Raw genomic sequence first — 24020 nt, 5'->3', positions numbered from 1 at the left:
CGAGGAGACCGGCAGGGGCCGCCGCCCCGCGGGCCGAGCCTCCCCGCTCGGGGCCGCAGGCAGCCGACGGGCGCGCGTCTGGCGCGTGTGTGGGAGCCACGCCAGCCCCCGTCACGTGCACCATAAAACGGCCTGGTGCACGCTCATACCGTCCGATCAGGTGACGGTACTTTTCATGATCACTGGGGGATGTGGACTCTATGTGGACTCTGGGCAGCAGCGAGGCCCCCCGTTCGAATGAACGAGGGGCCTCACACGTGCTCTGACCTGCTATGCAGTCAGTGCCCCCGGCAGGATTCGAACCTGCGACACCCGCTTTAGGAGAGCGGTGCTCTATCCCCTGAGCTACGAAGGCGAGTCGGTCTGCCGTGTGGGCAGACCTCGACAGACTAGCCGATCGGGTCGGGGTCGTGCGTGGGGCGGGGCAAGGGGGAGGTGGGTCAGGACGGGGTGCGGGGGAGGTCCCACGTGACGCGTTTCTTGCGCGGGCCCCGGAGGAGGCCGCGGGTCTGGGAGGTGAGGGCGGCCAGGGCGTTCAGGGACCAGTACGCCAGGGGGTAGAGGGGGAGCAGGAAGCAGGCGTACGGGAGGCGGGGGTCCAGGCGGCGTTCCACCACGATCGCGAGGGCGATCTGGAGGACCGCGACCACCGCGATGCCGACGCCCCAGGCGAGCATCCAGCGGAACCTGGTGTCGCCGGGGTGGGTGATCCAGTGGAGCACGCCCCACGTCGTGGCGACGAGCATCGTCAGGACCCAGACGTAGGAGAGAAGAGCCTCCAGGGCGATGGGCCACAGCGCCCAGTGGCGGGGGCGGACCACCGTGCGGGCGTGCGTGCGCAGCACCTCGCCCTGGCCGCGGGCCCAGCGGGTGCGCTGGGCCCAGATGCTGCGCAGGGTGCCCGGGACCTGCATGCCGACCAGCGCGTGCGGGGCGAAGCCGGTGAGGTGGCCGGCCTCCAGGAGGCGCCAGGTCAGTTCGATGTCCTCGGTGGCCATCCGCGGGTCGTAGCCGCCGACTGCGAGCACCGCGTCGCGGCGGAAGAGGCCGAGCACGCCGGCGACCGTGCCGACCCGGCCCGCGAGGGCGTGGGTGCGGCGCATCAGGCCGATGAGGGAGGCCGCCTCCAGCATCTGAAGGGTCGGGATGACGCCGCCGCGGTTGGTGACACGGGGACTGCCGGCGACGGCCGCGTACCGCGGTGAGCGCAGGATGCGGGTGGTGAGGTGGCGTACGGCGTCGGGGTGCAGGTGGGTGTCCGCGTCCGTGACCAGGACGAGGTCGTGGCGGGCGCGGCGCATGCCGTCGTTGAGTCGGTCGGCCTTGCCCAGGTTCACGCCGTCGTCGAGGACGGTGACGCGGGGGTCGTCGCCCGCCGCGGCGCGGGCCACGGCGACGGTGCCGTCCGCCGAGCCGTCGTTGAGGATCAGGATCTCCAGGTCGCCGCCGTACGCGAGGGCGCGCAGCGCCGTGACGCAGCGCGCGATGACCTGTTCCTCGTTGTACGCGGGGACGAGGACCGTCACGCCCGGCCAGCCGCCGGGCGGAGTGGCAGGGTCGGGTCTGCCCTCCAGGACGCGGAAGAGGACGCCGCCGACCATCCAGGCCGCGCCGGTCACCACCGGGTAGAAGGCGAGGAAGGCCAGGAGGAGGGAGAGGGGAGTCACCGGGCCCCGCCTTCCGGGGGAGCCGGCGGCGCGCCGCGCTCGTCGCGCCGCCGCACGGCGATCGCGCCGAGCAGGGCGAGGCCGAACACCAGCCAGGAGAGCACCACGGCGGTCAGGAGGGTGAGCAGGATCGCGCTGTGGCCGAGCAGGACGACCGCGAGCACGCCCGCCGCCAGCCAGACCAGGGCACCGAGCAGGAACATGAGGACGAGGCGGTTGCGGGTGACGGGCCGGGTCGGTTCGAAGACCGCACCCACGGCTCGGTGCCGCCCGCCGGATCCACCGGACCGTTCGGGCCGTTCGGGGCTTTCCTCCATGGGCGTGCCCTCCGCGCGCCGAATCCCCGAGTCGCAAAGGCCGTAGATGCCACCTTATGGTCGGTTTAGTCGTTCATGCACCCCGTGCACCCCGTGCATCCCGCACACCTCGTGCATCCTGCACACCCCGTGCACCTCATGCGCCACGTGTTGCCTCACGCACCTGGTGCACCGCGAGAAAGGCGGCCCGCCCATGCCCGATGGTCTGCACGCCGACACCGTCGGACCGGTCGACGTCGCCGTGATCGCCTTCGACGGGAACCGGTTCAACGGCGACGTCGCGCCCGCGCTGCGCGAACTGCAGCAGAACGGCACCGTGCGGGTGCTCGACCTGGCCTTCGTGCGCAAGGGCGCCGACGGCTCCGTGGACATCGTCGAGATCGGCGACGCGGAAGTGGCCGAGGCCTTCGCGCAGTTGACCGAGGCGCAGTTCGACCTGTTCAGCGACGAGGACCTGCAGGCCATCGCGGACGGGCTGCCCGAGCAGTCCTCGGCGCTCGTCGTGGCCTGGGAGAACACCTGGGCCGCGCGCCTGGCGACGGCGATCAGGGGTTCGCAGGGCCGGCTGCGGCTGCTCGAACGGATCGACCGGGACACGGTGGCCGCGGCGGTCGCCGCACTCGACGCCACCGCGTGACGCGGGCCGCCGCCCCCAAGGAGAGGAAGAGATCGGTATGCCCCAGCGCTTCGGACGGCCAGGACTCCTCGGCACGATCGCCCGTACCGCGGTGATCTCCGGCACCGCGTCCGCCGTCTCCAACCGGGTCAACCGCGGCATGGCCGAACGCGACCTGCGCCGCCAGGCCGAGCAGCAGGCGTACGCGCAGGAGGCGGCCGCCCAGGCACAGGCCCAGCAGTGGGCCGCCCAGCCGCCTCAGCCCGCGCCCCCTGCGCCCGCGCCGGCACCCGCGGCCGCCCCCGCCGCCCCCGTCGACCGGGTCGCCCAGCTCACCGCCCTCGCCGACCTCAAGGCCCAAGGCCTGCTCACGGACGAGGAGTTCGCCGCCGAGAAGGCCAGGGTCCTCAACTCCTGAGGCCCCTGCGGCACATGGAGGCCGCCTCGGCTCGCGTCGTTGCGGGCCGGGGCGGCCCACACCTGTACGAGACGGCCCGCCCCCGTACGAGCCGGCCCACACCTGTACGAGCCGGCCGTCCCCGTACACCTCAAGAAGACCCCCTCACCCCCGCAACGCCGAAACGAACATCCCCGGCAGCCGCCACGCCTTGCGGTCCGCCGTGTACGCGGTCAGGCGGCGCATCGTCGTGCGGCCCGTCCTGTTGGTCACGTAGTACGGCGGCCGCGGCGACAGGGAGGGCGAGCCGGTGAACAGGCCGCGCGGCGCCGGTGCGAAGGGTGCGCGCAGCACTGTCTTCTCCACGTCTTCCAGCAGGAACGCGTTGTGTACGAAGCCGACACCGCTGCCGATGTCCTGGCGGGTGTGGCCGGGGAAGGCGCCCCACGGCGTGTAGCCGAGCAGGAAGCCGAAGGCGGACCAGCAGTTGACCCCGAGTGTCCCGTAACGCAAGTCCTCGACCGCCGCGTCCACGGCAGCCCGGTGGCTGCGCTCGGTGCGGGGGTGCACGAGCAGGGTGGCGCCGAGGGTGCCGGGCAGTCGTTCGTTCACGAACTCCACGGCGGCCGTGAGGAATCCGGCCGGATCGACAGGCTGGACAGGATCGGCCGGATCAGTCGCCCCGCCCGGCAGCCGCACCACACCGAGCGCGCTGGCGAAGACCTCGAGATCGAGCATCGGATCGTCCGAGTCGGCGGCCACGTCGGGGACGAGGACGCGGCAGGGGCCCGCGTCCCCGCACGCGTCGTACGTCTCCGCGCCGCGAGCCGTGCCGGTCGCCGCCGCGATCCGGTCCGCCGCCCCCGGGTAGTAGTCCGCGCGCGGCGGCAGCGACCGCAGCAGCCGGCGGATCTCGGCGAGGAGCCGGTCCGTGCCGTCCCAGTCGCGGGGCACGACGAGGATCTGGGTGGCGACGCAGTTGTGACCCGAGTTGTTGAGCTTGCTGGTGACGATGTGCTCGGCCTGGAAGCGGAAGTCGGCCGCGCTCCACGGCCCCGGCGTCACGATGCACGGGCTCACCCCGCCCAACTCACTGGTGAACGGCTTGCCGTTGAGCGGGGTGTCCGCCTGCCTGCGCTCCTCGGCGGCCGCGTCCGTGCCCCACACGATCGCGTCGTGGGTGCGCCCGCTGCCCGTGATGTGGAGGGTGTCCACGCCGTCATGGGCGGTCAGATACGCGCCCTGCGCCGCGCCTCCGTCCACGAACCGCACCCAGCCCCGCTCCACGTACTCGCTGAACACCGCCTCGAAATGCGGCCGCAGATACGCGTTGACCGGGTTCATCTTCGCGAGGACGACCTGGCCCTCGGCGTACAACTTGTGCAGGATGTCGAGCGGGGTGATCGCCGGGACGTTGCCCGCGCCGAGGACCAGCGCGACCGCCGGTTCACCGGGCCGCCCCCGGTACTCGCCCGCCGCACGGGCCATGACCTGCTCGGGTGTGGTCCCGGGCCGGGTCCACACCTCGGCGGTGAATCCGTTGAGCAGGAGCCGGTCGGTGCCGGTGGCCGGGAAGACGCCGACCACGGTGCGCCCGCCGCGGGTGCGTACCGCCTCGGCCGGTACGGGCGTCCGCCCGGACCGGATGCGGCGCAGGACGTGGAGATACGCGGTGACGGTCTGGGTGAGCGCCCAGGGCGCCGTGGTCCAGTCCTCCGCGGCCCAGGGCGAGTCGGCCCCGTACCCCTTCGCGGTGGCCGCGGCCTCGACCATGGCGGGCGCGCCCGCCGCGATCCGCGGGAGCATCCGCTCCAGAAGGGCGATGCGTTCGGCGAGCGGGGTGGCGGTCCAGGCGGCGGCGCGGCTCTGCAACGCGGCCACGGCGCGGTCGAGCGGTGCCGTGTCGAGGGCGGGTGCGGGTGTGGGAGCGGGTGTGGTGCTCAAGGGCAACTCCAGTGAGTGCGGCGGGAGACCGGTAACTCCCGTGCGTACAGGGAGAGATCAGGCCTTCAGGCGGGCGGTGTCCCGCGCGGGGTCGACGAGCAGGAAGGACGCGGCGGCGCCGGCGGCGAGCAGCAGCCCGGACAGCAGGACGGCGTGCTGGTAGCCGGCCGTCCCCTGTGCGTCCACGAGGGCGCCGACCACGGCGGGTGCGGCGAGACCGGAGGCCGTGACCACCGCGTTCATGACGCCCAGGGCGCCACCGCCGCGCGCGGCCGGGGCGAGTTCGGCGACGGTGGTGACGGCGACGGTGGCGTACGCGCCGCCGAACCCGCACCCGAGCGTGACGAGGACCGTCTTCGCGAGCGTGCCGTCCGTCAGCGGTACCGCGAGACAGGCCGCGGCGCCGGCCGCGAGCAGCCCGCCGCCCACGTGGCCGCGGGCCAGCCGGCTGCTCGCCCCGCGCCGCAGCAGCAGTCCGGTGAGTCCGGCCTGCCCGAGCAGCACCAGGGCGCCGAGCAGCCAGGGCGCGGTGATGATCAGGCCCGCGGTGTGCGCGGAGTAGCCGAGCGCGTTGCGCAGGTACGAGGGCATCCAGACCAGCATCAGCGCCACGATCCAGTAGCTCGTGAAGTACGCGAGGGTCGCGCCGATCCAGGTGCGGGTGGCGAAGATCCGGCGGTACGGGACGGCCGGCGGGCTGTTCGGCGGGCTGCCCGTCGGGGTGCTCGGCAGGCGTACCCCGCCGGCAGCCCCACGCCCGCCCACCCCGCCCCGCTCCTTCCCGCCGTACGGCCCGTCCGCCCCCCACATCCGCCACGCCGCCGCCCACACGACCCCGGCCGCCACGAGCACCCACAGGGCCGCACGCCAGCCGTGGTGCTGGATCACCCAGGACAGACCCGGCGCCGAGGCGATCACACCGAGGGTGACCCCCAGCGTGATGAGCGCGCCGGGCAGGTTGCGCCTGTGGTCGGGGAACCAGGCCAGGGTGGCCTGTTGGGCCACGGGGAACGCGGGCCCTTCCGCCGCGCCCAGGAAGACCCGCGAGGCGATCAGGACGGCGAGGCCGCCGCCGATCGCGGCCGGCACCTGGGCCACCGACCACAGCAGCGCCATCAGCAGGAGCAGCAGCCGCGGCGAGACGCGGTCGGCGGCGAGGCCCACCACGACTGCGGCCACCGAGAACAGCAGGAAGAACGCGCTGTTGGCCAGCCCGAACTCCGTTGCGTTCAGGCCGAGATCGGCCCGTATCTCATCGGCGGCGAGCCCGAGCACGGATTTGTCCGCGAAGTTGACCATCATGAAGACCACGAGCAGCGCGGTCACGGTCCACGCGCGCCTGGTCTCGGTGACGGTGTCCACCTCCGTGTGCGGCAAGGGCGGGGCGGCCGTCATGACAGCGGGACCCCGGCGATGGCGATGCGCTCCATCACCCGGCGCTGCGGGAAGTAGTCGTTGACGGCGTAGTGCTGGGTGGCGATGTTGTCCCAAACCGCGATCGAGTCCGGCTCCCAGTGGAAGCGGATCTGGAACTCGGGGATGCGCGCCTGGAGCACCAGGATGTCGAGCAGTTCGCGGTTCTCCGCCTCGGACAGGCCCTTGATGCGGCGCGTGAAGGGCTCGTTGACGTAGAGCGTCCTGCGGCCGCTGCGCGGGTGGCGCACCACGACCGGGTGCTCGACCTGCGGCCAGTTCGCGCGGAAGGCCGCCTTCTGCTCCTCGTTCATGAGGGCGCCCCAGCTGGCCTCCCAGTCGTGCACGGCGGTCAGGCCCTCGATGCGCTGCTTCAGGTCCTCGGGCAGGTTGTCGTACGCGGCCGCCATGTCGGCCCACATCGTGTCGCCGCCCGCGGCGGGCACCTCGACGGCGCGCAGTACCGCGCCCAGCGACGGGTTGGCCATGAACGAGTGGTCGCTGTGCCAGATGTTCTTGTTGCCCGCGGCCTTGGCGTCCTTGGCCAGCCGCGAGATGCCGGGGGTGCCGGTCTGCGCGAAAAACGGGTTGGGCTCCGGGGAGCCCCAGACCGCGGAGAGCGCGACCTGGTGCTCGGCGGTGAAACCGGTCTGCCCGCGGAAGAAGATCACCTTCCATTCGAGGAGCGCCTGCCGCAGCTCCTCGGCGAGCTCCGCGGTGATCGGCGCGGTGAGGTCGACGCCGTTGAGCACGGCGCCGAAGTGCGGGGTCAGCGGGCTGACGTCGAACAGGCGGTACGCCGGCTGCTCGGCGCCGGGGGCGAGCCGGTCGAGGGTGCGGCGCCCGTAGTGCATCAAGGGCTTGTCCAGTACGGGCTTGGGGTCGGCCACGGGGGCCGTCGCGACGTCCTGCATGGGTCCTCCCGGACAGCGAGCGGTGATGGCGCAGTCGATCGGCGAGCAGCGCATGGGGCACTGCACAGCTGATTACGTAACCGGCAGTATCGATATTGCGGCACGGCGGGGCAAGGGGGTGGGCGGCATGGATTTCGTGCGGGTTCCGCGACGGCTGCCGCGCGGGTGCGGGCATGCCGGAGCGCGCGTCGGCGAGCGCTACTCGCTTGACGCGCGGGGGAATTGACTAAGCGTCGGATACGGGCCCGGGCTGGATGGCGACGGCTCTGCCGATCAGCTCCACCACCGCGTCGACCAGCGCCTCGTCCGGCTTCTGCTGTTCGCCCACCAGGCGGAACAGGAGGGAGGAGGCCACCAGCGTCGTGACGGCCGCGAGGTCGGCGTCGGGGCGTACGTCGCCGCGGGCCACCCCGCGGTCGAGTACATGCCGGGTCTCGCTGGTCACGCGTGCGGTGTACGCGCGGTAGGCGGCAGGTTCGGCGTCCGCCTCCGCCGCCGCGCCGATCACCCCGGCGAGCAGCCGGCCCACGCCCGGCTGCCGGTACGCCGCCATGCGGGTCGTCAGGACAACCCGCAACTCGGCCCGGAAATCCCCGAGATCGGGCACGACGAGCGGGCCGATCCGGGACTCCGCGGCGGCGATGATCAGATCCTGTTTGGTGGGCCAGCGCCGGTACACGGCCGGCTTGCTCACGCCCGCACGGGCCGCCACGGCGTCCATGGTGAGCGCGCCCATCCCGGATTCCGCGACCAGGTCGACCACGGCGTCGAGCACCGCACGGTTCATGTGCTCCTGCCGCGGCCGCCCCGGCCCCCTGCGTACCCGCTGTCCCTGCTCATCGGCCATACGGCGACGATACGTGGCGGCGCGTGGTGGGGTGGGGCGGTGGGCCGGCGGCACCTGGGGTGACGGGCCACCGGCGCCTCGCAGTCGGCACCCGCCGCACCTCGCCGCCGGCGCCCGCCGCCCTTCACCGCCGACCCCCGCCGCACCTCACCGCGGCCGTCCACCGCCACGTCCCCTCAGGCGCTCAACGGCTGCTCACCCGCAGCCGGTTCGGCAGCCGCGCCGCGTCCCGTTCCTTCCGCGAGCTCGGCCCGCAGCACATGCTTCGTCACCTTCCCCGAGGGCGTACGCGGCAGGGTCTCGCGCAGGACCAGCTCGCGCGGGATCTTGTACTTGGCCAGCCGCGGACCGAGCCACGACCGCAGCTCGTCCAGCGCGAGCCCGGACCCGTCCCGCGGCACGACCACGGCCACCACCGTCTCGCCCCACTGCGGATGCGGCCGGCCCACCACCGCCACGTCGAGCACGTCCGGGTGGCCGCGCAGGGCGCCCTCCACCTCCTGTGAGGCGACGTTCTCGCCGCCGGTGATGATCACGTCCTTGATCCGGTCGACCACCGTCACGAACCCGTCCTCGTCCACCCGGCCGAGGTCCCCGCTGCGGTACCAGTCGCCCGCGAACACCTCGGCGGTGGCGGCCTCGTCGTCCAGGTAGCCGACCATGCGGGTGTCCGCGGACAGCCAGATCTCGCCGGTCTCGCCGGCCGCCGCGTCGCCGCCGTCGGGACGTACGACCCTGAGGTCCACGCCCGGCATGCCGCCGCGCCCGATCGACCCGGCCTTCACCACCTGCTCGGCGGGGGAGAGCGAGGAGCCGACCGGCCCCATCTCGCTCATCCCGTACACCTGGTGGAAGTTCTTTGAGCCGTACGCCTTCATCAGGCGGCGCGCGGTGTCGGCGTCGAGCGGCCCGGCACCGTAGATCCAGGCGCGCACGGACGTGAGGTCGAAGTCCGCGAAGTCGGCGACCGACTGCGTCGGGGCGATCAGGGCGATCGGGGCGGCGAAGAGCGCGGTGACCCGTTCGCGCCGGATCAGCTCCAGCATGCCGCGCGGCTCGTACTCGCGCTGGAGCACCACCGTGCCGCCGAGCAGCAGGGTGCTGAGCGTCCAGTTGTTGAGCGGCGAGGCGTGCCAGATCGGCATGCAGATCAGGAAGCGCTCGTCGCGGTGGAGCGGGACGGTCGCGGCGCTGTACGTGGCCGCCAGGGCGACCCCGCGGTGGGTGTGCACGCAGCCCTTCGGGGTGCCCGAGGTGCCGGAGGTGTAGAGGATCTGCGCGATGTCGCTGTCCGGGCCGCGCTCGCCGGACCACGGTGCGGCGGTCTCGATCAGGGACTCGAAGGAACCGGCGGGCGGCACATGCGCGTCGGGGTGGCTAACCAGCCAGGTCACGTCCGCGTCGGCCGCGGTGGCGCGCCCGCCGATCTCCGCGTCCACTACCGCGAGCCGTGCGCCGCAGTGCCGCAGCTGGCGCTCCACCTCGGCGGTCTGCAGCTTGTGGTTCACCGGCACCAGCGTCGCGCCCGCGTACCAGGCGCCGAAGGCCGCGAAGAGGAAGGCCGGGGTGTTGTACGTCATCACCGCGAGCCGGTCGCCGGGCCGCAGCCCGGCCTCCGCCAGGACCGTGGCCGCGCGCCGGGCCGCATCGGCGAACTCCCGGTGATTCCAGCGCTGTTCGCGGTAGACCACCGCCTCCTTGTCGCCGGCCGACCGGGCCGTGCTGTCCAGCAGGGCACTGAGGTGCATCACGTTCTCCTGACGAGCCGGGCCGCCGGGCCGGGGGTGCGGACAGTCGGAATCCGGCGCCGGGCCGGACTCGGGACCGACCCTGGCGGGAAGGTCTGAATGATGGTTCACTTCTTTCATGGCCTACCGCAAGACCCCCGCCGAAATCAGTCGCCTCGACGCCGCACGCGAGCGCCTGATCGCCTGCGCCACCGAAGTCGTCGCCGACGTCGGCTGGGCGCAGGCGTCCGTGGCCGCCGTCGCCGACGCGGCCGGGATCGCGGCCGGCTCGGTCTACCAGCACTTCTCCTCGAAGGCGGAGCTCGCCGTCGAGGTGTTCCGGCGCGCGGCCGGGCGCGAGGTGGAGGTGCTCGGCGAGGTGCTTGCGGGCGAGGGCGACCCGGTCGAGCGGCTCGGCCGCGGGGTCGAGGTGTTCGCCCGCCGCGCCCTGGAGAACCGCGGCCTGGCCTATGCGCTGCTCGCCGCCCCCGCCGAACCGGCCGTCGGCGCCGAGCGGCTGGAGTTCCGGCGCCGCTACCGCGCGCTGTTCGCCGAGGTCGTACGGGAAGGCGTGGCGGCCGGGCAACTGCCGCCGCAGAACGCCGAGATCACCGCGGCCGCCCTCACCGGCGCGGTCGGCGAGGTGCTCGTCGACCCGCTCGGACACCCCGGCGAGGCCGCACCCCAGGCCGCCGCATCCCAGGCTCCACCCCAGGCGCTCCTCGCCGACCTCGTCGCCGCCGCCCTGCGCTGCGCGGGCGCACCCACCGACTGACACCCAGGCCCAGGGAGGCCCCATGCCCGGCACCACACCCGCCGTCCGCTCGGTCCCGGCCGGCGTCACCCATGAAGTCACCAACCAGGCACCGCCGTTGACCGGTCACAACCCGGCCGAGGACGCCGTGCTCACCGAGGGCATACGCAGGGAGGGCGCGGCCTGGCACCTCGACGCGCTGCACCGCTTCGGGCAGCTCGTCGGCAGCAAGGAGGCCCGCGTCTGGGCCGAGCAGGCCAACCGCTTCGAGCCCGAGCTGCGCACCCACGACCGCTACGGCCACCGTGTCGACGAGGTGGATTTCCACCCCGCGTACCACTCCCTCATGACCGCGACGGTCGGTGCCGGCGCCGCGGGGTCCGCCTGGGCCGACGGGCGCGAGGGTGCGCATGTGGCCCGCGCGGGCACGTTCATGCTCGCCACGATGATGGAGCAGGGGCACATGTGCCCGGTCTCGATGACGTACGCCGTCATCCCGGCCCTGCGCCGCGCCCCCGAACTCGCCAAGGTCTACGAGCCGTTGCTCACCAGCCGCACGTACGACCCGGGTCTGCGCACCCCGACGGAGAAGCGCGGACTGCTCGCCGGGATGGGCATGACGGAGAAGCAGGGCGGTACCGATGTGCGCGCCAACACGACCACGGCGGCCGAACAGGCCGACGGGACCTGGCGGTTGAGGGGGCACAAGTGGTTCACGAGCGCCCCGATGAACGATCTGTTCCTGGTGCTCGCGCAGGCGCCCGGCGGGCTTTCCTGCTTCCTCGTGCCGCGCGTGCTGCCCGACGGCAGCCGCAACACCTTCCGCATCCAGCGCCTCAAGGACAAGCTGGGCAACCGCTCCAACGCCTCCAGCGAGCCCGAGTTCGACGACACCGTGGCCTGGCTCGTGGGCGACGAGGGCCGGGGCGTACGGACCATCATCGACATGGTCACCATGACCCGGCTCGACTGCGTGCTCGGCTCCGCGGGCCACATCCGCGAGGCCCTGGCGCAGGCCGCGCACCACACTCGGCACCGCTCCGTCTTCGGCGCCAAGCTGATCGACCAGCCGCTGATGCGCAATGTGCTGGCGGACCTGGCCCTGGAGTCGGAGGCCGCGACCACCCTCGGGCTGCGGCTCGCGGGCGCCGCGGACCGGGCGCAGCGCGGGGACGCGTCCGAGAAGGCGTTCCTGCGCCTGGCCACGGCGGTGGGCAAGTACTGGGTGTGCAAGCGGCAGCCCGCGTTCGTCGCCGAGGCCCTGGAATGCCTCGGGGGCAATGGTTATGACGAGGCGTCAGGGATGCCGCGCCTGTACCGGGAGGCGCCGCTCAACGGGATCTGGGAGGGCTCCGGGAACGTCAACGCCCTCGATCTGCTGCGGGCGTTGGCGCGCGAGCCCGAGTCCCTGGAGGCCTTCCGCGCCGAGGCGGAGGCGGCGGCCGGCGGCGACGCGCGCCTTGACGCGGCCTGGCGGGAGTTGCAGGGCGAGCTCGTCCTGAGTGAGGACGCTCAGATACGGGCGCGGCGGGTGGTCGAGCGTGCGGCGCTCGTGCTCCAGGGCTCGCTGCTCGTACGGCATGCGCCGGCCGCCGTGGCCGACGCGTTCTGCGGGGCACGGCTCGCGGGCGACGGCGGCTTCGCGTTCGGCACGCTGGCTGCGGGGGCGGACTTCGGCGCGATCCTGGAGCGGCTGCCCGCCTGAGCGGGCCGTGCCGGTGGTGGGCTGCCGGGTCGGCGCCCGGCCGACGCCGCCTCGGCGCCCGGCCGCCGCTCGCCCCCTCAGCGCCCAGCCACCCGCCACTCCTCCTTGTGCCCGAACCCCTGCGCGTTGTCGATGAGCCGCAGCCATCCGGGCACCACCTCCCACAGCGCCGCCGAGCCCACGGCGCCCGCGAGCCGGGCGTCCTCGGCCACGTACGGGAAAGCGCCCAGGTAGGCGGCGCGGGCGGCGGGCTCGGCCGCGTCCGGGACGCGCCGGGCCGTGCCCCTGCCCTGCACCCCGTTGATCGTCGTCCACGTCTGGTGGTCGGCCTGCACGGTGAACGCCACGTGTGCGGCAGGGGAGCTGCGGGCCAGGAAGGTCCCGTGGGCGGTGGAGGGGGAGGTGAGGAAGAGCAGGGTGCCCGCGTCCGACACGGCGTAGAAGACGGCGCAGGCCTGCGGACGGCCCGCGTCGTCCACGTACGCGAGGTTGAGCGTGCTGTGCGCGCGCAGGGCGTCGAGGAACGGGGCGGGCGCGGCGGATGCGGAGACGGTCACCTCGCCAGGGTGCCACCCGCGCCCGCGCGCACCGGTCCGGACCCCGCGCTCAGCCCCGCCGCACCTGCACCCTGAACCGCTCAGCCCCGCCGCACCTGCACCCTGAACCGCCCGTCCTCCTCCTGCGCAAGCACCGTGATGCGCACCCCGTGGTCGCGGTCCACGAAGGTCTCGCCCGGTCCGTACGGGGCGTCGGACAGCTCGGCGTGCACGTTGGGGCGGCGGGTGCAGCCGCCGGAGTCGCGGGCCGAGTCGGCCACCGTGACCGGGCCCTGGCCCGTGTCCACATCGGCGTCGACGCGGTAGACGAGCACGCCGGGCTTGCAGACCGCCTCGTCGTTGCCCGCGCGCGTACGGACCTCCAGGGCGTATCCCATCTGCTCGTTGAGCGGCACGAACGTCAGCTTCGTGCCGTCGCTCCTCGACGCCAGCGGGCTCAGCAGGTGCTCCGAGACGCCGGGGGTCGCGGCGCAGCGCACCTGGTTGTCGTCCAGCCAGCCGAGCTTCCACTTGTGCCAGCCCAGCAGGTCGTTGTTGGCCCCCCAGTCCTCGCTCATGATGTCCCAGTGCCCGACGGCGCCGCCCCCGTCGGCGGTGTAGAGGTCGGGCAGGCCGAAGACATGGCCGTTCTCGTGCGGCAGGACGCGGTAGCCGGTCTCCGCGTAGGAGCCGGAGCCGTCGTCCTGGCGGCTGTAGACGAAGGACGCGTTGGAGACCGGGACGCCGTCGGCCATCGGCGCCTCGTGGTTGCCGGCGAAGGTCACGGACAGGACGGTGTCGAGCGCGGAGGGGCCCGCGTTGGGGGTGACGAGGATGTTCACGAGGTCGTACGCCGCGAAGTCCACATCGGGGTCGGCGGCCCGCACGATGTCCTCGACCAACGTCCGGTAGCCGGGGTCGAACGGGGCGCCGCGCTCTATCCCGTACGCGGAGAACTTCCGCGGCATCGTCAGCCAGTCCTTGACCGGCGCGTCGGCCCGGTAGGCGAGCCGCCCGTAGGAGCTGGTCTCGAACCACTTCTGGGTCTGCGGGAAGAACTCGCCGTAGCGGTCCATCGCCGAGCCCTCACCGCGGGCGTCGGGGAAGTCGACCATCAGGTTGAGCGCGCGGACCTCGCCGGTCGAGCGGGAGTAGCCGGGTGCGGTGGGCATGCCCTCGGACATCTGGACGCCCATCGAGCCGGTGATCATGCACGGACCGAGGGCGGTGGAGCGGGCGGCGGACACCGGTCCTGCCGCGCTGCCCGTACGGGCGAGGAGCTGTCCTGTGCTGGCCGTCGCGGTGGCGGAGATGACCAGCGCCGCGGCTGCTGCCAGCAGGCTGCTGCGGCGCGGCCGGGATATCCAGCGGCGGGACAGCTGCATACGAGGGCCCTTCCGGTCCGGTGGCGCGGGCGGCCGCGAACGGCTGCCACGCCGGCGGTACGGCACCCGCGTACGGCGGCCGCACCTAGTCATCACCCCGAGGGCCGGCCGCATGGAGCGGTCCGCACCAGGACTCCGGCGGGAGCCGCGTCCTTGACGATCACCTTCTGCCGGGTGCGCGACACGCGCGCGCTGGGTGCGCCGATCGTGGGTTTCTCGCCGCGATGAGGTGTGAGGCAGGTCACAACCGGCCCGGGAAATAACCGGGGAGGGCGTCCCCGTTTAGACCTGTGTTCGCGCGAAACGGGGAGCCAGTCCCCGCATCGGGTGGAGTGAGGTGGAGAAGTGACCGCTGAGACGCGGGAGCCGACCACCGGAAATTAGAAGTGGACAAGTGTCCGGTACGAGAGGCAGGATGGTTCATGGCCACCGCAGCAGCACCCGCTGAACGGTCGCGCCGCGTCGTGCGCCCGCGCGCCGACGCCCTGCGCAACCGCGAGCGGATCGTCGCGGCGGCCCGGGAGATGTTCGTCGAGTTCGGACCCGAGGTCCCGTTCGACGAGATCGCCCGCAGGGCCGGCGTCGGCAACGCCACCCTGTACCGGCACTTCGCCGACCGCGCGGAGCTCATCCGCGAGGTCGTCTGCTCCGTGATGGACCGCACCTCGGAGCAGGCCGAGCTCGCCCTCGCCGAAGAGGGCGACGCGTTCGGAGCGCTGCGCCGGTTCGTCCACGCCGCGGCCGAGGAGCGGATCGGTGCCCTGTGCCCGATGCTCTCCGGCGACTTCGACAAGGAGCACCCGGACCTCGACGAGGCCCGGGACCGTCTCGAGGGACTTGTCGAACAGCTCATGGCCCGGGCGCGTACCGCAGGTCAGCTGCGCACCGATGTCGCTGTCGGTGACCTGATGGTCGCGCTGTCCCAGCTCACCCGACCTCTGCCGGGGTCGGGGTGTGTGAACTTCGACCAGTTCGTCCACCGCCACCTGCAACTGTTCCTTGACGGTCTGCAGGCCCCGGCCCGATCCGAACTCCCGGGAACGGCGGCCACTTTGGAGGATCTTCGCCAGAAGGCCTGCAAGGCCTGACCGAACGGCGGCAGGCCCGCGATCCGTCGCGATGAGTTCTGACGCCCCCGTGAGTCACCCCTACAAGCTTCCGTAGCAACGCCTGAACGACCTTTCCTTCATCGCGTGCTGTCGTGCGCACGCGAAATTTCACGAAATACCGAGGTGGGTACCCCCATGTCTGAAACAGCCCTCAAGCCCGACACCGGGCTCGACCCGAAGCGCTGGAAGGCCCTGGTCTTCATCGCGCTCGCCCAGCTGATGGTCGTGCTCGACGCGACGATCGTGAACATCGCGCTGCCGACCGCCCAGCAGGACCTGGGGATCTCGGACGGCAACCGCCAGTGGGTCATCACGGCCTACGCCCTGGCCTTCGGCGGACTGCTGCTCTTCGGCGGCCGCATCGCCGACCTGTGGGGCCGCAAGCGCACCTTCGTGACCGGCCTGATCGGATTCGCCGTCGCGTCCGCCCTCGGCGGCGCCGCCAACGGCGAGGCCATGATGCTGATCGCGCGCGCCGCCCAGGGTGTCTTCGGTGCGCTGCTCGCACCGGCCGCCCTGTCGCTGCTCGCCGTGATGTTCACCGACGCCAAGGAGCGCGCCAAGGCCTTCGGCATCTACGGTGCGATCGCCGGTGGCGGTGGCGCCGTGGGTCTGATCCTCGGCGGTGTGCTCACCGAGTACCTGAACTGGCGCTGGACCTTCTTCGTCAACATCCCGTTCGCGATCGTGGCCGCCCTGGGCGCGTACTTCGTGATCCGTGAGCCGGCCGGCGGCCGCAACCGCTCGCCGCTCGACATCCCGGGTGTGCTCCTGTCGACCCTCGGTCTGGTCGCGCTCGTCTACGGCTTCACGCGCGCCGAGTCCGACGGCTGGTCCGACTCCGTGACCATCGGCATGTTCGTCGCTTCCGTCGTGCTGCTCGCCGCGTTCGTGGCCGTCGAGGCCAAGGTCAAGCACCCGCTGCTGCCGCTGCGCGTCATCACCGACCGCAACCGCGGCGGTGTCTACCTCTCGCTCGGCCTCGCGGTCATCGCGATGTTCGGCCTGTTCCTCTTCCTCACGTACTACCTGCAGATCGTCAAGGGCTACAGCCCGGTCATGACGGGCTTCGCGTTCCTGCCGATGATCGTCGGCATGATCACGGGCTCGACCCAGATCGGTGCCCGTCTGATGACCCGCGTCGCTCCGCGCCTGCTGATGGGCCCGGGCTTCCTGGTCGCCGGTCTGGGCATGCTGCTCCTGACCCAGATGGAGATCGACTCCTCGTACCCGCTCCTGATCCTGCCGGCGCAGCTGCTGCTGGGTCTGGGCATGGGTACGGCGTTCATGCCGGCCATGTCGCTGGCCACCATCGGGGTCGAGCCGCGGGACGCCGGTGTGGCCTCCGCGATGGTCAACACCTCGCAGCAGGTCGGCGGCGCCATCGGCACCGCGCTCCTGAACACCATCGCCGCCTCGGCCACCACCGCCTACATCGCGGACCACGCGGCCGGCGCGAGCAACCAGCAGCTGCTCCAGTCGCAGGCCATGGTCGAGGGTTACACCTCGGCGATCTGGTGGGCCGTCGGCATCCTGGCGCTGTCCGCGGCGATCGCCTTCACCTTCATCACCACCAAGGCGCAGGGCTCCACGCCGGTCGCCTCCGGTGGCGGGGAGAAGGGCGCCGAGGAGGAGATCCAGGTCCCGGTCATGGCGCACTGACCCCCGTATCGCAGCACCAGCCGGATCCGCCCTGAGGGCTCAGCGCAACCAGGGCAGATCCGCACCCGCCTCGCACGGCTGAAGTCCCTCGGCGACGATCTTCATGATCTCGCCGAGGGACTTCTGCTGTTCGGGGGTGAGCCGGTCGAAGAGCGCCTGGCGTACGGCGGTGACATGGCCGGGCGCCGCCTGGGCGAGGACCTCGGCGCCCTCGTCCGTGAGGATCGCGTTCTGGCCGCGCTTGTCGGAGCGGCAGTCCTCGCGCCGCACCCAGCCGTTCTTCTCCAGGCGCGCCACGGCGTGCGAGAGCCGGGAGCGGGTGATCTTGGCCTGCTTGGCGAGCTCGGTCATCCGCATCCGGCGGCGCGGGGCCTCGGCGAGCTGGACGAGCAGCGCGTAGTAGAGGTGCGGCAGCTTGGCGTCGCGCTGCAACTGGCGGTCGAGATGGTCGTCGAGAAGCATGGTGGCGTGCAGATACGCGCGCCAGATCTGCTGTTCCTCGTCACTGAGCCAGCGGGGCTCCTCGCTCGGTCCGGGTGCGCCTTCGTGCTTCGTCGCCATGCGTCCACTGTACGGAGGGCTTGCTTGAAGGTTGAAGGAAACTCCGCGGAGGAGTACCTTCGAAGCATTGCTTGAAGTTTCAAGTACGAGTGCAGGGAAGAGCGAGGAGTCGCCATGAACGCCACCACGACCGAGCGGATGCCCGCGCTCTACCTCTCGCACGGCGCCCCGCCGCTGGCCGACGACCCCGTCTGGCCCGGTCAGCTCGCCGCCTGGTCCGCGGACCTGCCGCGGCCGAAGGCGGTCCTGATGGTCTCCGCGCACTGGGAGGAGGCGCCGCTCGCCCTCGGCGCGACCACCACGGTGCCGCTGGTCTACGACTTCTGGGGCTTCCCCGAGCACTACTACCGGGTGCGGTACGCGGCTCCGGGCGCTCCTGAACTGGCCGAGTCCGTACGCAAGTTGCTGCGCGCACCCGGCACGCCCGTGCAGGACATCCCGGACCGCGGCCTCGACCACGGCGCGTACGTGCCGCTCGTCGAGATGTTCCCGGAGGCCGACCTCCCGGTCCTTCAGATCTCCATGCCCACCCTGGACCCGCGCCGCCTGATGGACATCGGGCGCAAGCTCGCGCCGCTGCGCGACGAGGGCGTCCTGATCGTCGGCAGCGGCTTCTTCACGCACAACCTGGCGGCGCTGCGCCAGGGCGGGATCCCGTCCTGGTCCACGGAGTTCGACGCGTGGGGGCACGAGGCGCTGGAGTCCGGTGACGTGGACGGACTGCTCGACTTCCTGGAGAAGTCCCCGTCCGGCGCCCTGGCCCACCCGCGCACCGAGCACTTCGCCCCGCTGTTCGTGACGATGGGGGCGGCCGACGCGGCGGGCGAGCTGGGGTCGCAGCGGTCGGTGATCGACGGGTTCTGGATGGGGCTCGCGAAGCGGTCGGTGCAGTTCGGGTGAGGTCCGAGTCCGGTTCGGGCCGGTCCGGCCCGAACCCCCTTACAGCGCGGGCTCGTTGAGCTCGATCGAGCGGGCCGCCGCCGCCAGGGCGACCGGGTCGCCGATGTCGAGCGCGGTGTCCGTGAACTTGATGGCGTGGTCGTCGCCGTGCCGGGCCGCCTGCTCGGCCAGGTCCTCCGCGCCCGGGACGCCGCCGAGGTCGTACGGGGCCGGGTCGGCCGGCGAGTAGGCCGCCGTGACCGCGGCGCTCGCCGTCCAGGCCGCGCTCAGGGAGACCGGCCAGAGCTCGCGGGGGAGCGCCGGCAGGGCGCGCAGGACCGCGTTGGGCGCCGTGGCCGCGTGCACCAGCATCACCGGCTCGCCGTGACCGTGCGTGGCGTAACGGTGGACCGCGGCCGTGACCAGCTCGGACAGGGCCGCGCGGGCGGCCTCCGGGTCGGCCGTCCTCGTGGCGGGCCAGGCGGGGAACGTGGTCAGCTGCGCGAACCGGTCGAGGATGCCGCCCCGCTGCACGGGCACGCGCGGCACGGCGTCCAGGGCACCGGCCGCGTCCTGCGCCGGGCCGGACACGGTGATCTCGGGCAGCGGCTCGCTGCGCGCCGCCCAGTAGCCCAGGCCGTGGGCCAGCTCGGCCAGCCGCGGCGCCGTCTCGCCGCCGTCCAGGAGGGCCCGTACGGCGTGGCCCACGCGGATCACCGGATGCGTGGCACCGGCCGCGATCTCGGGCAGCAGCCGCGGCCACCACTCGGCCAGCACCTCGCGCCACGGGTGCTCGCCCACCTCGCGCGTGAAGAACGCGCACCAGTCGGCGATCCGGCGCGCGTCCCCCATGGCCTCGCGCCAATTCGCGCGGGTGACACGGCCGTTGGCGGCCGGCATGTCCTCCAGCTTGTCCTCGTAGTGGTCGAGCCAGCGGTGCACGGAGTGCGCGTGGCCGCGGTGCACGAGGGACTCGACGGCCATCGGGCCGTGGTTCGACAGGCGGCCCAGGCGCTCCGGCCCGCTCGCGTGCAGCCGCTCCAGCGCCTCGTCCAGGATTCCCGTCGTGTCGGCCATGGCTCCCCCTGTGCTCGTCCGTGCTTGTCGGTGCGCGTCGGTGCGCGTCGGTGCTCGTCGATGCGATGAGGCGACGCTACGGCGGCGGGCGAGGCGGCCGGAACGGGCCGGAGACCTAGGCGGAGGGCGGCGTGCGGCCTAGGTCCGGAGGAGGGGGCCTGCGGGAAGGGGGTGCTCGGGGAGGCGGGCGGGAACTGTTGGCGCGTTCGGGCCGTTGGGGGATTGAACCGTCTGCGGCTGTGTTGCGTATCCGGGATCGAGGGAACTCGAAGGGCTGCCGGGCAACCAGGACGCGGTCCGTGCCGTCTTCTCCAGCGGGGGAGCGGGCCGCCGCAGGGGGTGGAGCAGGCAAAACGTGTGACCGTCGTCTCACTTCCCCGGCGTCGAAGAGGCCGCCCGAGGGGTACGGGACGGCTGGGCGCACCGGGTCTGACCTGCACCTCTGTGGCACCGACAGACTGTCGGTCCGCGGTGTGGCGGCACAGGGTACTGCAAGATCACGAAAAATGTTGGGCAGCTTGGGAATTCTGTCCGGATTCCAGTCGTTGTTTCCTTCGGAAGCGGTAACCAGACGTTATCTGGACTGCCGTCCCTGGAGTCCCGAAGACCACCAGCCGGCCCCACTCATCGCAAGGGAGCACGCATGGCAACCCGTGCCGTCGCCCGTCGTAAGTCCGCCAAGGGCGAGACCGACGCGGCAAGCAGCGTCCGCGGCCCCGTATCCACGGGTGGCGAAATCGCCGACCGCGACCTGGTCGGCATGTACCTGGACGAGATAGCCCGCACGCCGCTGCTCGACGCCGCCAAGGAGGTCGAGCTGTCGCAGATCATCGAAGCGGGTGTGTACGCGCAGCAGATCCTCGACGGCGAGCTCGACGAGGACAGCGAGGTCGGCAAGGGCGCGAGCCGCGAAGAGCTCGAAGCCCTCATCGCCGACAGCGAGCGGGCCAAGGACATCTTCATCCGCTCCAACCTGCGCCTGGTCGTCGCGGTCGCCCGCCGCTACCCGCGCTCGGGCCTGCCGCTGCTCGACCTGATCCAGGAGGGCAATGCGGGCCTGGTGCGCGCCGTCGAGAAGTTCGACTACCGCAAGGGCTTCAAGTTCTCGACGTACGCGACCTGGTGGATCCGTCAGGCCATCACGCGCTCGATCGCCGACCAGTCGCGCACCATCCGCCTCCCCGTCCACCTGGTCGAGGAGCTGGGCCGGATCCGCCGTGTGCAGCGGGAGTTCAACCGGGAGAACGGGCGCGACCCCGAGCACGCGGAGATCGCCGCCGAGCTCGGCTCCACGCCGGAGCGCGTCGGCGACGTGCTCGACTGGGCGCGCGACCCGGTCTCGCTGAACATGTCGGTGGACGACGAGGGCGACACCCAGTTCGGCGACCTCCTCGAGGACACCTCGGCGATCTCGCCCGAGCAGTCCGTGCTCACGCTGCTTCGCAGCGAGGAGCTCGACGGCCTCATCGGCCGGCTCGACCAGCGCACGGCCTCCATCATCAAGATGCGGTACGGCATCGAGGACGGCCGCGAGCGCACGCTGACCGAGGTCGGCAAGGAGCACGGTCTGACCCGCGAGCGGATCCGCCAGATCGAGAAGCACGCCCTGCTGGAGCTCAAGCGGCTGGCCCGCGACACGGGCTTCGACGCGGCGGCGTGACCCACGGCGGTCACCCCGACCGCCCCCGAGACCGAGCCCCCGGCGCCCACCCCCCCCTGGCGCCGGGGGCTCGTTGTGTCCGCCGAGCGCCCCGACCCTCCCGGCCCCGTCCCTGCTCTCCGCCCTATCCGGCCGCCGCCCGCGTCAGCCTGCTGCCCAACCGGGCCACGTGCTCGGCCAGTTCGGAGGGGCCGTGCACCGTGAAGTCCGGCCCCAGGAGCGCGAGCCGCATCGCCACCCACTCCAGGGAGTCCTGCACGGTGGCGCGCAGCCGGCAGCTGTCCGCCCCGGTCGCCTCCGGGGCGCCGAAGGACGGGGGCAGCCGGCGGGCGACCTCCGCGGCAGGGGCCCGGAAGGTCACGTCGACCTCGAAGGTGGGCGCACCCCGCCACACCGTCGCCCGCATGAACTCCGCCGCGTCCCCCGTCGGCACCTCGCGCGGCGCGAACCGCGCCCCCGTCGCGAACGGATCGCTGACCCGGTCCACCCGGAAGGTCCGCCAGTCGTCCCGGTCGATGTCGTACGCGATCAGATACCAGCGCCGGCCTGCCGAGACGAGCCGGTACGGCTCCGTCAGGCGCCGGGTCCGGGCGCCGTCCCCCGCCTCGTACGAGAAACGCAGCCGCTCGTGCCCGGACGTGGCCGAGGCGAGGACCGTCAGGGTCTCCGGTGCGATCACCGCTCCGTCGCCGCCCCGGTCGTACACGAGTGAACTCGTCGCGGACTGAAGCGACTTGACGCGGTGGCGCAGGCGCGAGGGCAGGACCTGTTCGAGCTTGGCGAGGGCGCGTACGGAGGCCTCCTCGATGCCCTCGACCGCGTGGCCCGCGCCCGCGCGCAGGCCGACCGCGATGGCCACGGCCTCCTCGTCGTCCAGGACGAGGGGCGGCAGCGCCTTGCCGGCGACGAGGCGATAGCCTCCCTCGGCCCCCATCGTCGCCTGCACCGGGTAGCCGAGGTCGCGCAGCCGGTCCACGTCGCGGCGGATGGTCCGCCCGGAGACCTGGAGGCGCTCGGCGAGCTCACTGCCTGGCCACTCGCGTGGCGTCTGCAGGAGCGACAGAAGCTGCAGCAGTCGTGCGGGAGTGTCGGTCGTCATGGATTTGAGGATGCTCCTCAATTAGGTCGTGACCTGTCCTACATGACGTCTAACGTACTTCCCATGAAGAAGACAAGCAGCAGCGCGCAGGGCATAGCCCAAGGCCGGGAAGGCCAGGACGGGGCCGACCGGCGGCGGTGGATCGCCCTGGCGATCGTGATGACCGCGTCGTTCATGGACCTGGTGGACGTGACGATCGTGAACGTCGCGATCCCCACCATCACGCGGGACGAGGGCGCGAGCCCCAGCCACATCCAGTGGATCACCGCGGGATACGCGCTGGCCTTCGCGGCCGGCCTCATCACCGGCGGACGCCTCGGTGACATCTACGGCCGCAAGCGGCTCTTCCTCATCGGCATCGCGGGCTTCACCCTGGCCTCGGCGCTGTGCGGATTCGCGGTCAACCCCGACATGCTGGTCGCCTCGCGCATCCTCCAGGGCGCCACGGCCGCGCTGATGGTGCCGCAGGTGCTCTCGATCGTGCACGCCACCTTCCCGGCGCACGAGCGAGGCAAGGTCTTCGGCCTCTTCGGCGCAATCGTCGGACTCGGCGCGGTGACCGGCCCGCTGCTCGGCGCGCTGCTCACCGAGTGGAACCTGTTCGGTCTGGAGTGGCGCCCGATCTTCCTGATCAACCTGCCGGTGGGCATCGCGGCCCTGATCCTCGGCCGCAAGTTCATCAGCGAGTCCAAGGCCCCCAAGGCGCTCAAGCTGGACCTCGTCGGCGTGGTCATCGTCGTCGCCGCCCTGCTGATGCTGATCTACCCGCTGACCCGCGGCCACGAGCTGGACTGGCCGCTGTGGGGCCACCTCATGATGGCCGGCTCGCTCCCGGTCTTCGGGCTCCTCGTCGCGTACGAGCGCTACAAGGCGAAGAAGGACGGCTCGCCGCTGATCGAGCTGCCGCTGTTCAAGGTGAAGAGCTTCGCGGCCGGTATCGCGGTGCAGCTGACCTTCGGCCTGGTCATGGGCATCTTCTTCCTGGTGTGGACCCTCTACATGCAGACCGGCCTCGGCTGGAGCGTCCTGAAGGCGGGCCTGACCGGCATCCCGTTCTCCATCGCCGTCTCCTTCGCGGCCGGCATCTCGGTGCAGAAGCTGGTCCCGGTCTTCGGCCGCAAGGTCCTCCAGGCGGGCGCGCTCACGATGGTCGTCGGTGTGCTCCTCTACATCTGGGAGGCCGACCGCTACGGCATGACCATCACCGCCTGGCAGATGGCGCTCCCGCTGGTCGTGATGGGCGTGGGCATGGGCCTGATCGTGGCCCCGCTGACCGACGCCGTCCTGTCCGAGGTGCCGCGTGAGCACGCCGGTTCGGCCTCGGGCCTGATCAACACGACGATGCAGATGGGCAATGCGCTGGGCCTCGGTCTGGTCTCGGTGGTCTTCTTCGGCCAGCTCTCCGACCACGCGACCCCGCAGCAGCTGGCCCCGGAGATCGTGGCCGCGTTCCAGCACGCCCTGAAGTACGTGGCCGCGGTGCTCGGCGCGATCTTCCTGGTGATGTTCGCGCTGCCGAAGCGTCCGAAGCAGCACCTGGAGGGCGGGGCGGACGAGCCCCCGTCCGACGCCGCCCCGGCCGAGGGCAAGGCGGCGGACGACGACGAGGAGCCGGTGCTGGTGCACTGACCTCCGCGCTCCCGCCTCGACGCCCCCGTACCTGTTGGTGCGGGGGCGTCGGTGTGTATTCAGCCCCGCCGGCGTTTGAGGCGATCCGGCCGCAGGTCGGATGCGGGGTCCGGGGCGGAGCC

21 protein-coding genes and 1 tRNA gene are annotated in these 24020 nt (G+C 72.3%); 9 read left to right on the top strand and 13 right to left on the bottom strand.

Features of this window, described 5'->3' with window-relative positions:
* Positions 1 to 282: 282 nt before the first annotated feature.
* The 3 genes from BLT97_RS31000 to BLT97_RS30990 all read right to left on the bottom strand — a co-directional run bounded on the left by BLT97_RS31000 (position 283) and on the right by BLT97_RS30990 (position 1984).
* Positions 283 to 355 (bottom strand) — tRNA-Arg (locus tag BLT97_RS31000).
* An 85-nt stretch (positions 356 to 440) separates the two neighbouring features.
* Positions 441 to 1667, bottom strand: a complete 1227-nt coding sequence (locus BLT97_RS30995; protein ID WP_245769638.1) for a glycosyltransferase family 2 protein — start codon at positions 1665 to 1667, stop codon at positions 441 to 443.
* Positions 1664 to 1984, bottom strand: a complete 321-nt coding sequence (locus tag BLT97_RS30990; protein WP_245769637.1) for a hypothetical protein — start codon at positions 1982 to 1984, stop codon at positions 1664 to 1666. Before BLT97_RS30990 ends, BLT97_RS30995 begins: the two co-directional genes overlap by 4 nt.
* A gap of 193 nt (positions 1985 to 2177) precedes the next feature.
* Between BLT97_RS30990 and BLT97_RS30985 the strand changes: the two genes are divergently transcribed.
* Both BLT97_RS30985 and BLT97_RS30980 read left to right on the top strand, forming a co-directional pair.
* Positions 2178 to 2621 (top strand): DUF6325 family protein, encoded by a 444-nt coding sequence (locus BLT97_RS30985; RefSeq protein ID WP_107407051.1) that lies wholly within the window; start codon positions 2178 to 2180, stop codon positions 2619 to 2621.
* Between the two features lie 37 nt (positions 2622 to 2658).
* Positions 2659 to 3018, top strand: coding sequence for an SHOCT domain-containing protein (locus tag BLT97_RS30980; RefSeq protein ID WP_093616157.1), 360 nt, complete (start codon positions 2659 to 2661; stop codon positions 3016 to 3018).
* A 144-nt stretch (positions 3019 to 3162) separates the two neighbouring features.
* On the opposite strand, the gene BLT97_RS30975 is transcribed toward BLT97_RS30980, so the two are convergent.
* The 5 genes from BLT97_RS30975 to BLT97_RS30955 form a co-directional block, all read right to left on the bottom strand.
* Complete coding sequence (locus tag BLT97_RS30975; protein WP_093616155.1) at positions 3163 to 4941, bottom strand: aldehyde dehydrogenase family protein; 1779 nt, start codon at positions 4939 to 4941, stop codon at positions 3163 to 3165.
* Positions 4942 to 4998: 57 nt separating this feature from the next.
* A complete protein-coding gene (locus BLT97_RS30970) occupies positions 4999 to 6336 on the bottom strand; it encodes an MFS transporter (RefSeq protein ID WP_093616153.1) in 1338 nt (445 codons plus the stop codon).
* The gene (locus tag BLT97_RS30965) at positions 6333 to 7268 is read right to left on the bottom strand and encodes a TauD/TfdA dioxygenase family protein (RefSeq protein WP_093616151.1); all 936 of its coding nucleotides are present in this window, start codon (positions 7266 to 7268) and stop codon (positions 6333 to 6335) included. Before BLT97_RS30965 ends, BLT97_RS30970 begins: the two co-directional genes overlap by 4 nt.
* A gap of 226 nt (positions 7269 to 7494) precedes the next feature.
* Positions 7495 to 8115 carry a TetR/AcrR family transcriptional regulator gene (locus BLT97_RS30960; RefSeq protein WP_093616149.1) on the bottom strand — a complete coding sequence of 207 codons (621 nt, stop codon included), beginning with the start codon at positions 8113 to 8115 and terminating at the stop codon, positions 7495 to 7497.
* 176 nt (positions 8116 to 8291) lie between these two features.
* A complete protein-coding gene (locus BLT97_RS30955) occupies positions 8292 to 9863 on the bottom strand; it encodes a class I adenylate-forming enzyme family protein (protein WP_093616147.1) in 1572 nt (523 codons plus the stop codon).
* A 118-nt stretch (positions 9864 to 9981) separates the two neighbouring features.
* On the opposite strand from BLT97_RS30955, the gene BLT97_RS30950 reads away from it, so the two are divergent.
* Together BLT97_RS30950 and BLT97_RS30945 are read left to right on the top strand one after the other, a co-directional pair.
* Positions 9982 to 10617: a TetR/AcrR family transcriptional regulator gene (locus tag BLT97_RS30950; protein ID WP_093616145.1), complete on the top strand. Its 636-nt coding sequence runs from the start codon at positions 9982 to 9984 to the stop codon at positions 10615 to 10617.
* 22 nt (positions 10618 to 10639) lie between these two features.
* A complete protein-coding gene (locus BLT97_RS30945) occupies positions 10640 to 12301 on the top strand; it encodes an acyl-CoA dehydrogenase family protein (RefSeq protein ID WP_093616143.1) in 1662 nt (553 codons plus the stop codon).
* A gap of 77 nt (positions 12302 to 12378) precedes the next feature.
* Here the strand turns inward: BLT97_RS30945 and BLT97_RS30940 are convergent, their stop codons facing one another.
* Together BLT97_RS30940 and BLT97_RS30935 are read right to left on the bottom strand one after the other, a co-directional pair.
* Positions 12379 to 12858, bottom strand: a complete 480-nt coding sequence (locus tag BLT97_RS30940) for a pyridoxamine 5'-phosphate oxidase family protein (protein ID WP_093616141.1) — start codon at positions 12856 to 12858, stop codon at positions 12379 to 12381.
* Positions 12859 to 12938: 80 nt separating this feature from the next.
* A complete protein-coding gene (locus tag BLT97_RS30935) occupies positions 12939 to 14222 on the bottom strand; it encodes a M6 family metalloprotease domain-containing protein (RefSeq protein ID WP_093616139.1) in 1284 nt (427 codons plus the stop codon).
* A gap of 422 nt (positions 14223 to 14644) precedes the next feature.
* Between BLT97_RS30935 and BLT97_RS30930 the strand changes: the two genes are divergently transcribed.
* Both BLT97_RS30930 and BLT97_RS30925 read left to right on the top strand, forming a co-directional pair.
* Positions 14645 to 15310 (top strand): TetR/AcrR family transcriptional regulator, encoded by a 666-nt coding sequence (locus BLT97_RS30930; protein WP_093616137.1) that lies wholly within the window; start codon positions 14645 to 14647, stop codon positions 15308 to 15310.
* Positions 15311 to 15466: 156 nt separating this feature from the next.
* Positions 15467 to 16993, top strand: a complete 1527-nt coding sequence (locus BLT97_RS30925; RefSeq protein ID WP_093616135.1) for an MFS transporter — start codon at positions 15467 to 15469, stop codon at positions 16991 to 16993.
* A 39-nt stretch (positions 16994 to 17032) separates the two neighbouring features.
* Here BLT97_RS30925 and BLT97_RS30920 read toward each other — a convergent pair whose 3' ends face one another.
* Positions 17033 to 17554 (bottom strand): MarR family winged helix-turn-helix transcriptional regulator, encoded by a 522-nt coding sequence (locus BLT97_RS30920; RefSeq protein WP_093616133.1) that lies wholly within the window; start codon positions 17552 to 17554, stop codon positions 17033 to 17035.
* A 114-nt stretch (positions 17555 to 17668) separates the two neighbouring features.
* Between BLT97_RS30920 and BLT97_RS30915 the strand changes: the two genes are divergently transcribed.
* Complete coding sequence (locus BLT97_RS30915) at positions 17669 to 18454, top strand: dioxygenase family protein (protein ID WP_176953947.1); 786 nt, start codon at positions 17669 to 17671, stop codon at positions 18452 to 18454.
* A gap of 39 nt (positions 18455 to 18493) precedes the next feature.
* Here the strand turns inward: BLT97_RS30915 and BLT97_RS30910 are convergent, their stop codons facing one another.
* Complete coding sequence (locus BLT97_RS30910; protein WP_093616131.1) at positions 18494 to 19510, bottom strand: questin oxidase family protein; 1017 nt, start codon at positions 19508 to 19510, stop codon at positions 18494 to 18496.
* Positions 19511 to 20153: 643 nt separating this feature from the next.
* On the opposite strand from BLT97_RS30910, the gene BLT97_RS30905 reads away from it, so the two are divergent.
* Complete coding sequence (locus BLT97_RS30905) at positions 20154 to 21170, top strand: sigma-70 family RNA polymerase sigma factor (RefSeq protein WP_093616129.1); 1017 nt, start codon at positions 20154 to 20156, stop codon at positions 21168 to 21170.
* Positions 21171 to 21294: 124 nt separating this feature from the next.
* On the opposite strand, the gene BLT97_RS30900 is transcribed toward BLT97_RS30905, so the two are convergent.
* Positions 21295 to 22269 (bottom strand): helix-turn-helix transcriptional regulator, encoded by a 975-nt coding sequence (locus BLT97_RS30900; protein WP_093616127.1) that lies wholly within the window; start codon positions 22267 to 22269, stop codon positions 21295 to 21297.
* Positions 22270 to 22332: 63 nt separating this feature from the next.
* Here BLT97_RS30900 and BLT97_RS30895 point away from each other — a divergent pair, with 63 nt between their 5' ends.
* Complete coding sequence (locus tag BLT97_RS30895; RefSeq protein WP_245769636.1) at positions 22333 to 23898, top strand: MFS transporter; 1566 nt, start codon at positions 22333 to 22335, stop codon at positions 23896 to 23898.
* The last annotated feature ends 122 nt before the right edge of the window (positions 23899 to 24020 follow it).

The sequence above is a fragment of the Streptomyces indicus genome, from assembly GCF_900100315.1.
Lineage (GTDB): Bacteria > Actinomycetota > Actinomycetes > Streptomycetales > Streptomycetaceae > Streptomyces > Streptomyces indicus.
The sequence above is the reverse complement of the archived record's forward strand: the minus strand, read 5'-3'. Positions and strand labels throughout refer to the sequence as shown.

Bases quoted from the DNA above. Each gene is read 5' to 3' on its own strand.
- BLT97_RS30900 (WP_093616127.1), bottom strand. From the start codon at position 22,269: ATGACGACCGACACTCCCGCACGACTGCTGCAGCTTCTGTCGCTCCTG.
- BLT97_RS30965 (WP_093616151.1), bottom strand. From the start codon at position 7,268: ATGCAGGACGTCGCGACGGCCCCCGTGGCCGACCCCAAGCCCGTACTG.
- BLT97_RS30955 (WP_093616147.1), bottom strand. From the start codon at position 9,863: ATGCACCTCAGTGCCCTGCTGGACAGCACGGCCCGGTCGGCCGGCGAC.
- BLT97_RS30925 (WP_093616135.1), top strand. From the start codon at position 15,467: ATGTCTGAAACAGCCCTCAAGCCCGACACCGGGCTCGACCCGAAGCGC.
- BLT97_RS30970 (WP_093616153.1), bottom strand. From the start codon at position 6,336: ATGACGGCCGCCCCGCCCTTGCCGCACACGGAGGTGGACACCGTCACC.
- BLT97_RS30935 (WP_093616139.1), bottom strand. From the start codon at position 14,222: ATGCAGCTGTCCCGCCGCTGGATATCCCGGCCGCGCCGCAGCAGCCTG.
- BLT97_RS30945 (WP_093616143.1), top strand. From the start codon at position 10,640: ATGCCCGGCACCACACCCGCCGTCCGCTCGGTCCCGGCCGGCGTCACC.
- BLT97_RS30960 (WP_093616149.1), bottom strand. From the start codon at position 8,115: ATGGCCGATGAGCAGGGACAGCGGGTACGCAGGGGGCCGGGGCGGCCG.
- BLT97_RS30990 (WP_245769637.1), bottom strand. From the start codon at position 1,984: ATGGAGGAAAGCCCCGAACGGCCCGAACGGTCCGGTGGATCCGGCGGG.
- BLT97_RS30950 (WP_093616145.1), top strand. From the start codon at position 9,982: ATGGCCTACCGCAAGACCCCCGCCGAAATCAGTCGCCTCGACGCCGCA.
- BLT97_RS30905 (WP_093616129.1), top strand. From the start codon at position 20,154: ATGGCAACCCGTGCCGTCGCCCGTCGTAAGTCCGCCAAGGGCGAGACC.
- BLT97_RS30910 (WP_093616131.1), bottom strand. From the start codon at position 19,510: ATGGCCGACACGACGGGAATCCTGGACGAGGCGCTGGAGCGGCTGCAC.
- BLT97_RS30930 (WP_093616137.1), top strand. From the start codon at position 14,645: ATGGCCACCGCAGCAGCACCCGCTGAACGGTCGCGCCGCGTCGTGCGC.
- BLT97_RS30895 (WP_245769636.1), top strand. From the start codon at position 22,333: ATGAAGAAGACAAGCAGCAGCGCGCAGGGCATAGCCCAAGGCCGGGAA.
- BLT97_RS30980 (WP_093616157.1), top strand. From the start codon at position 2,659: ATGCCCCAGCGCTTCGGACGGCCAGGACTCCTCGGCACGATCGCCCGT.
- BLT97_RS30920 (WP_093616133.1), bottom strand. From the start codon at position 17,554: ATGGCGACGAAGCACGAAGGCGCACCCGGACCGAGCGAGGAGCCCCGC.
- BLT97_RS30915 (WP_176953947.1), top strand. From the start codon at position 17,669: ATGAACGCCACCACGACCGAGCGGATGCCCGCGCTCTACCTCTCGCAC.
- BLT97_RS30985 (WP_107407051.1), top strand. From the start codon at position 2,178: ATGCCCGATGGTCTGCACGCCGACACCGTCGGACCGGTCGACGTCGCC.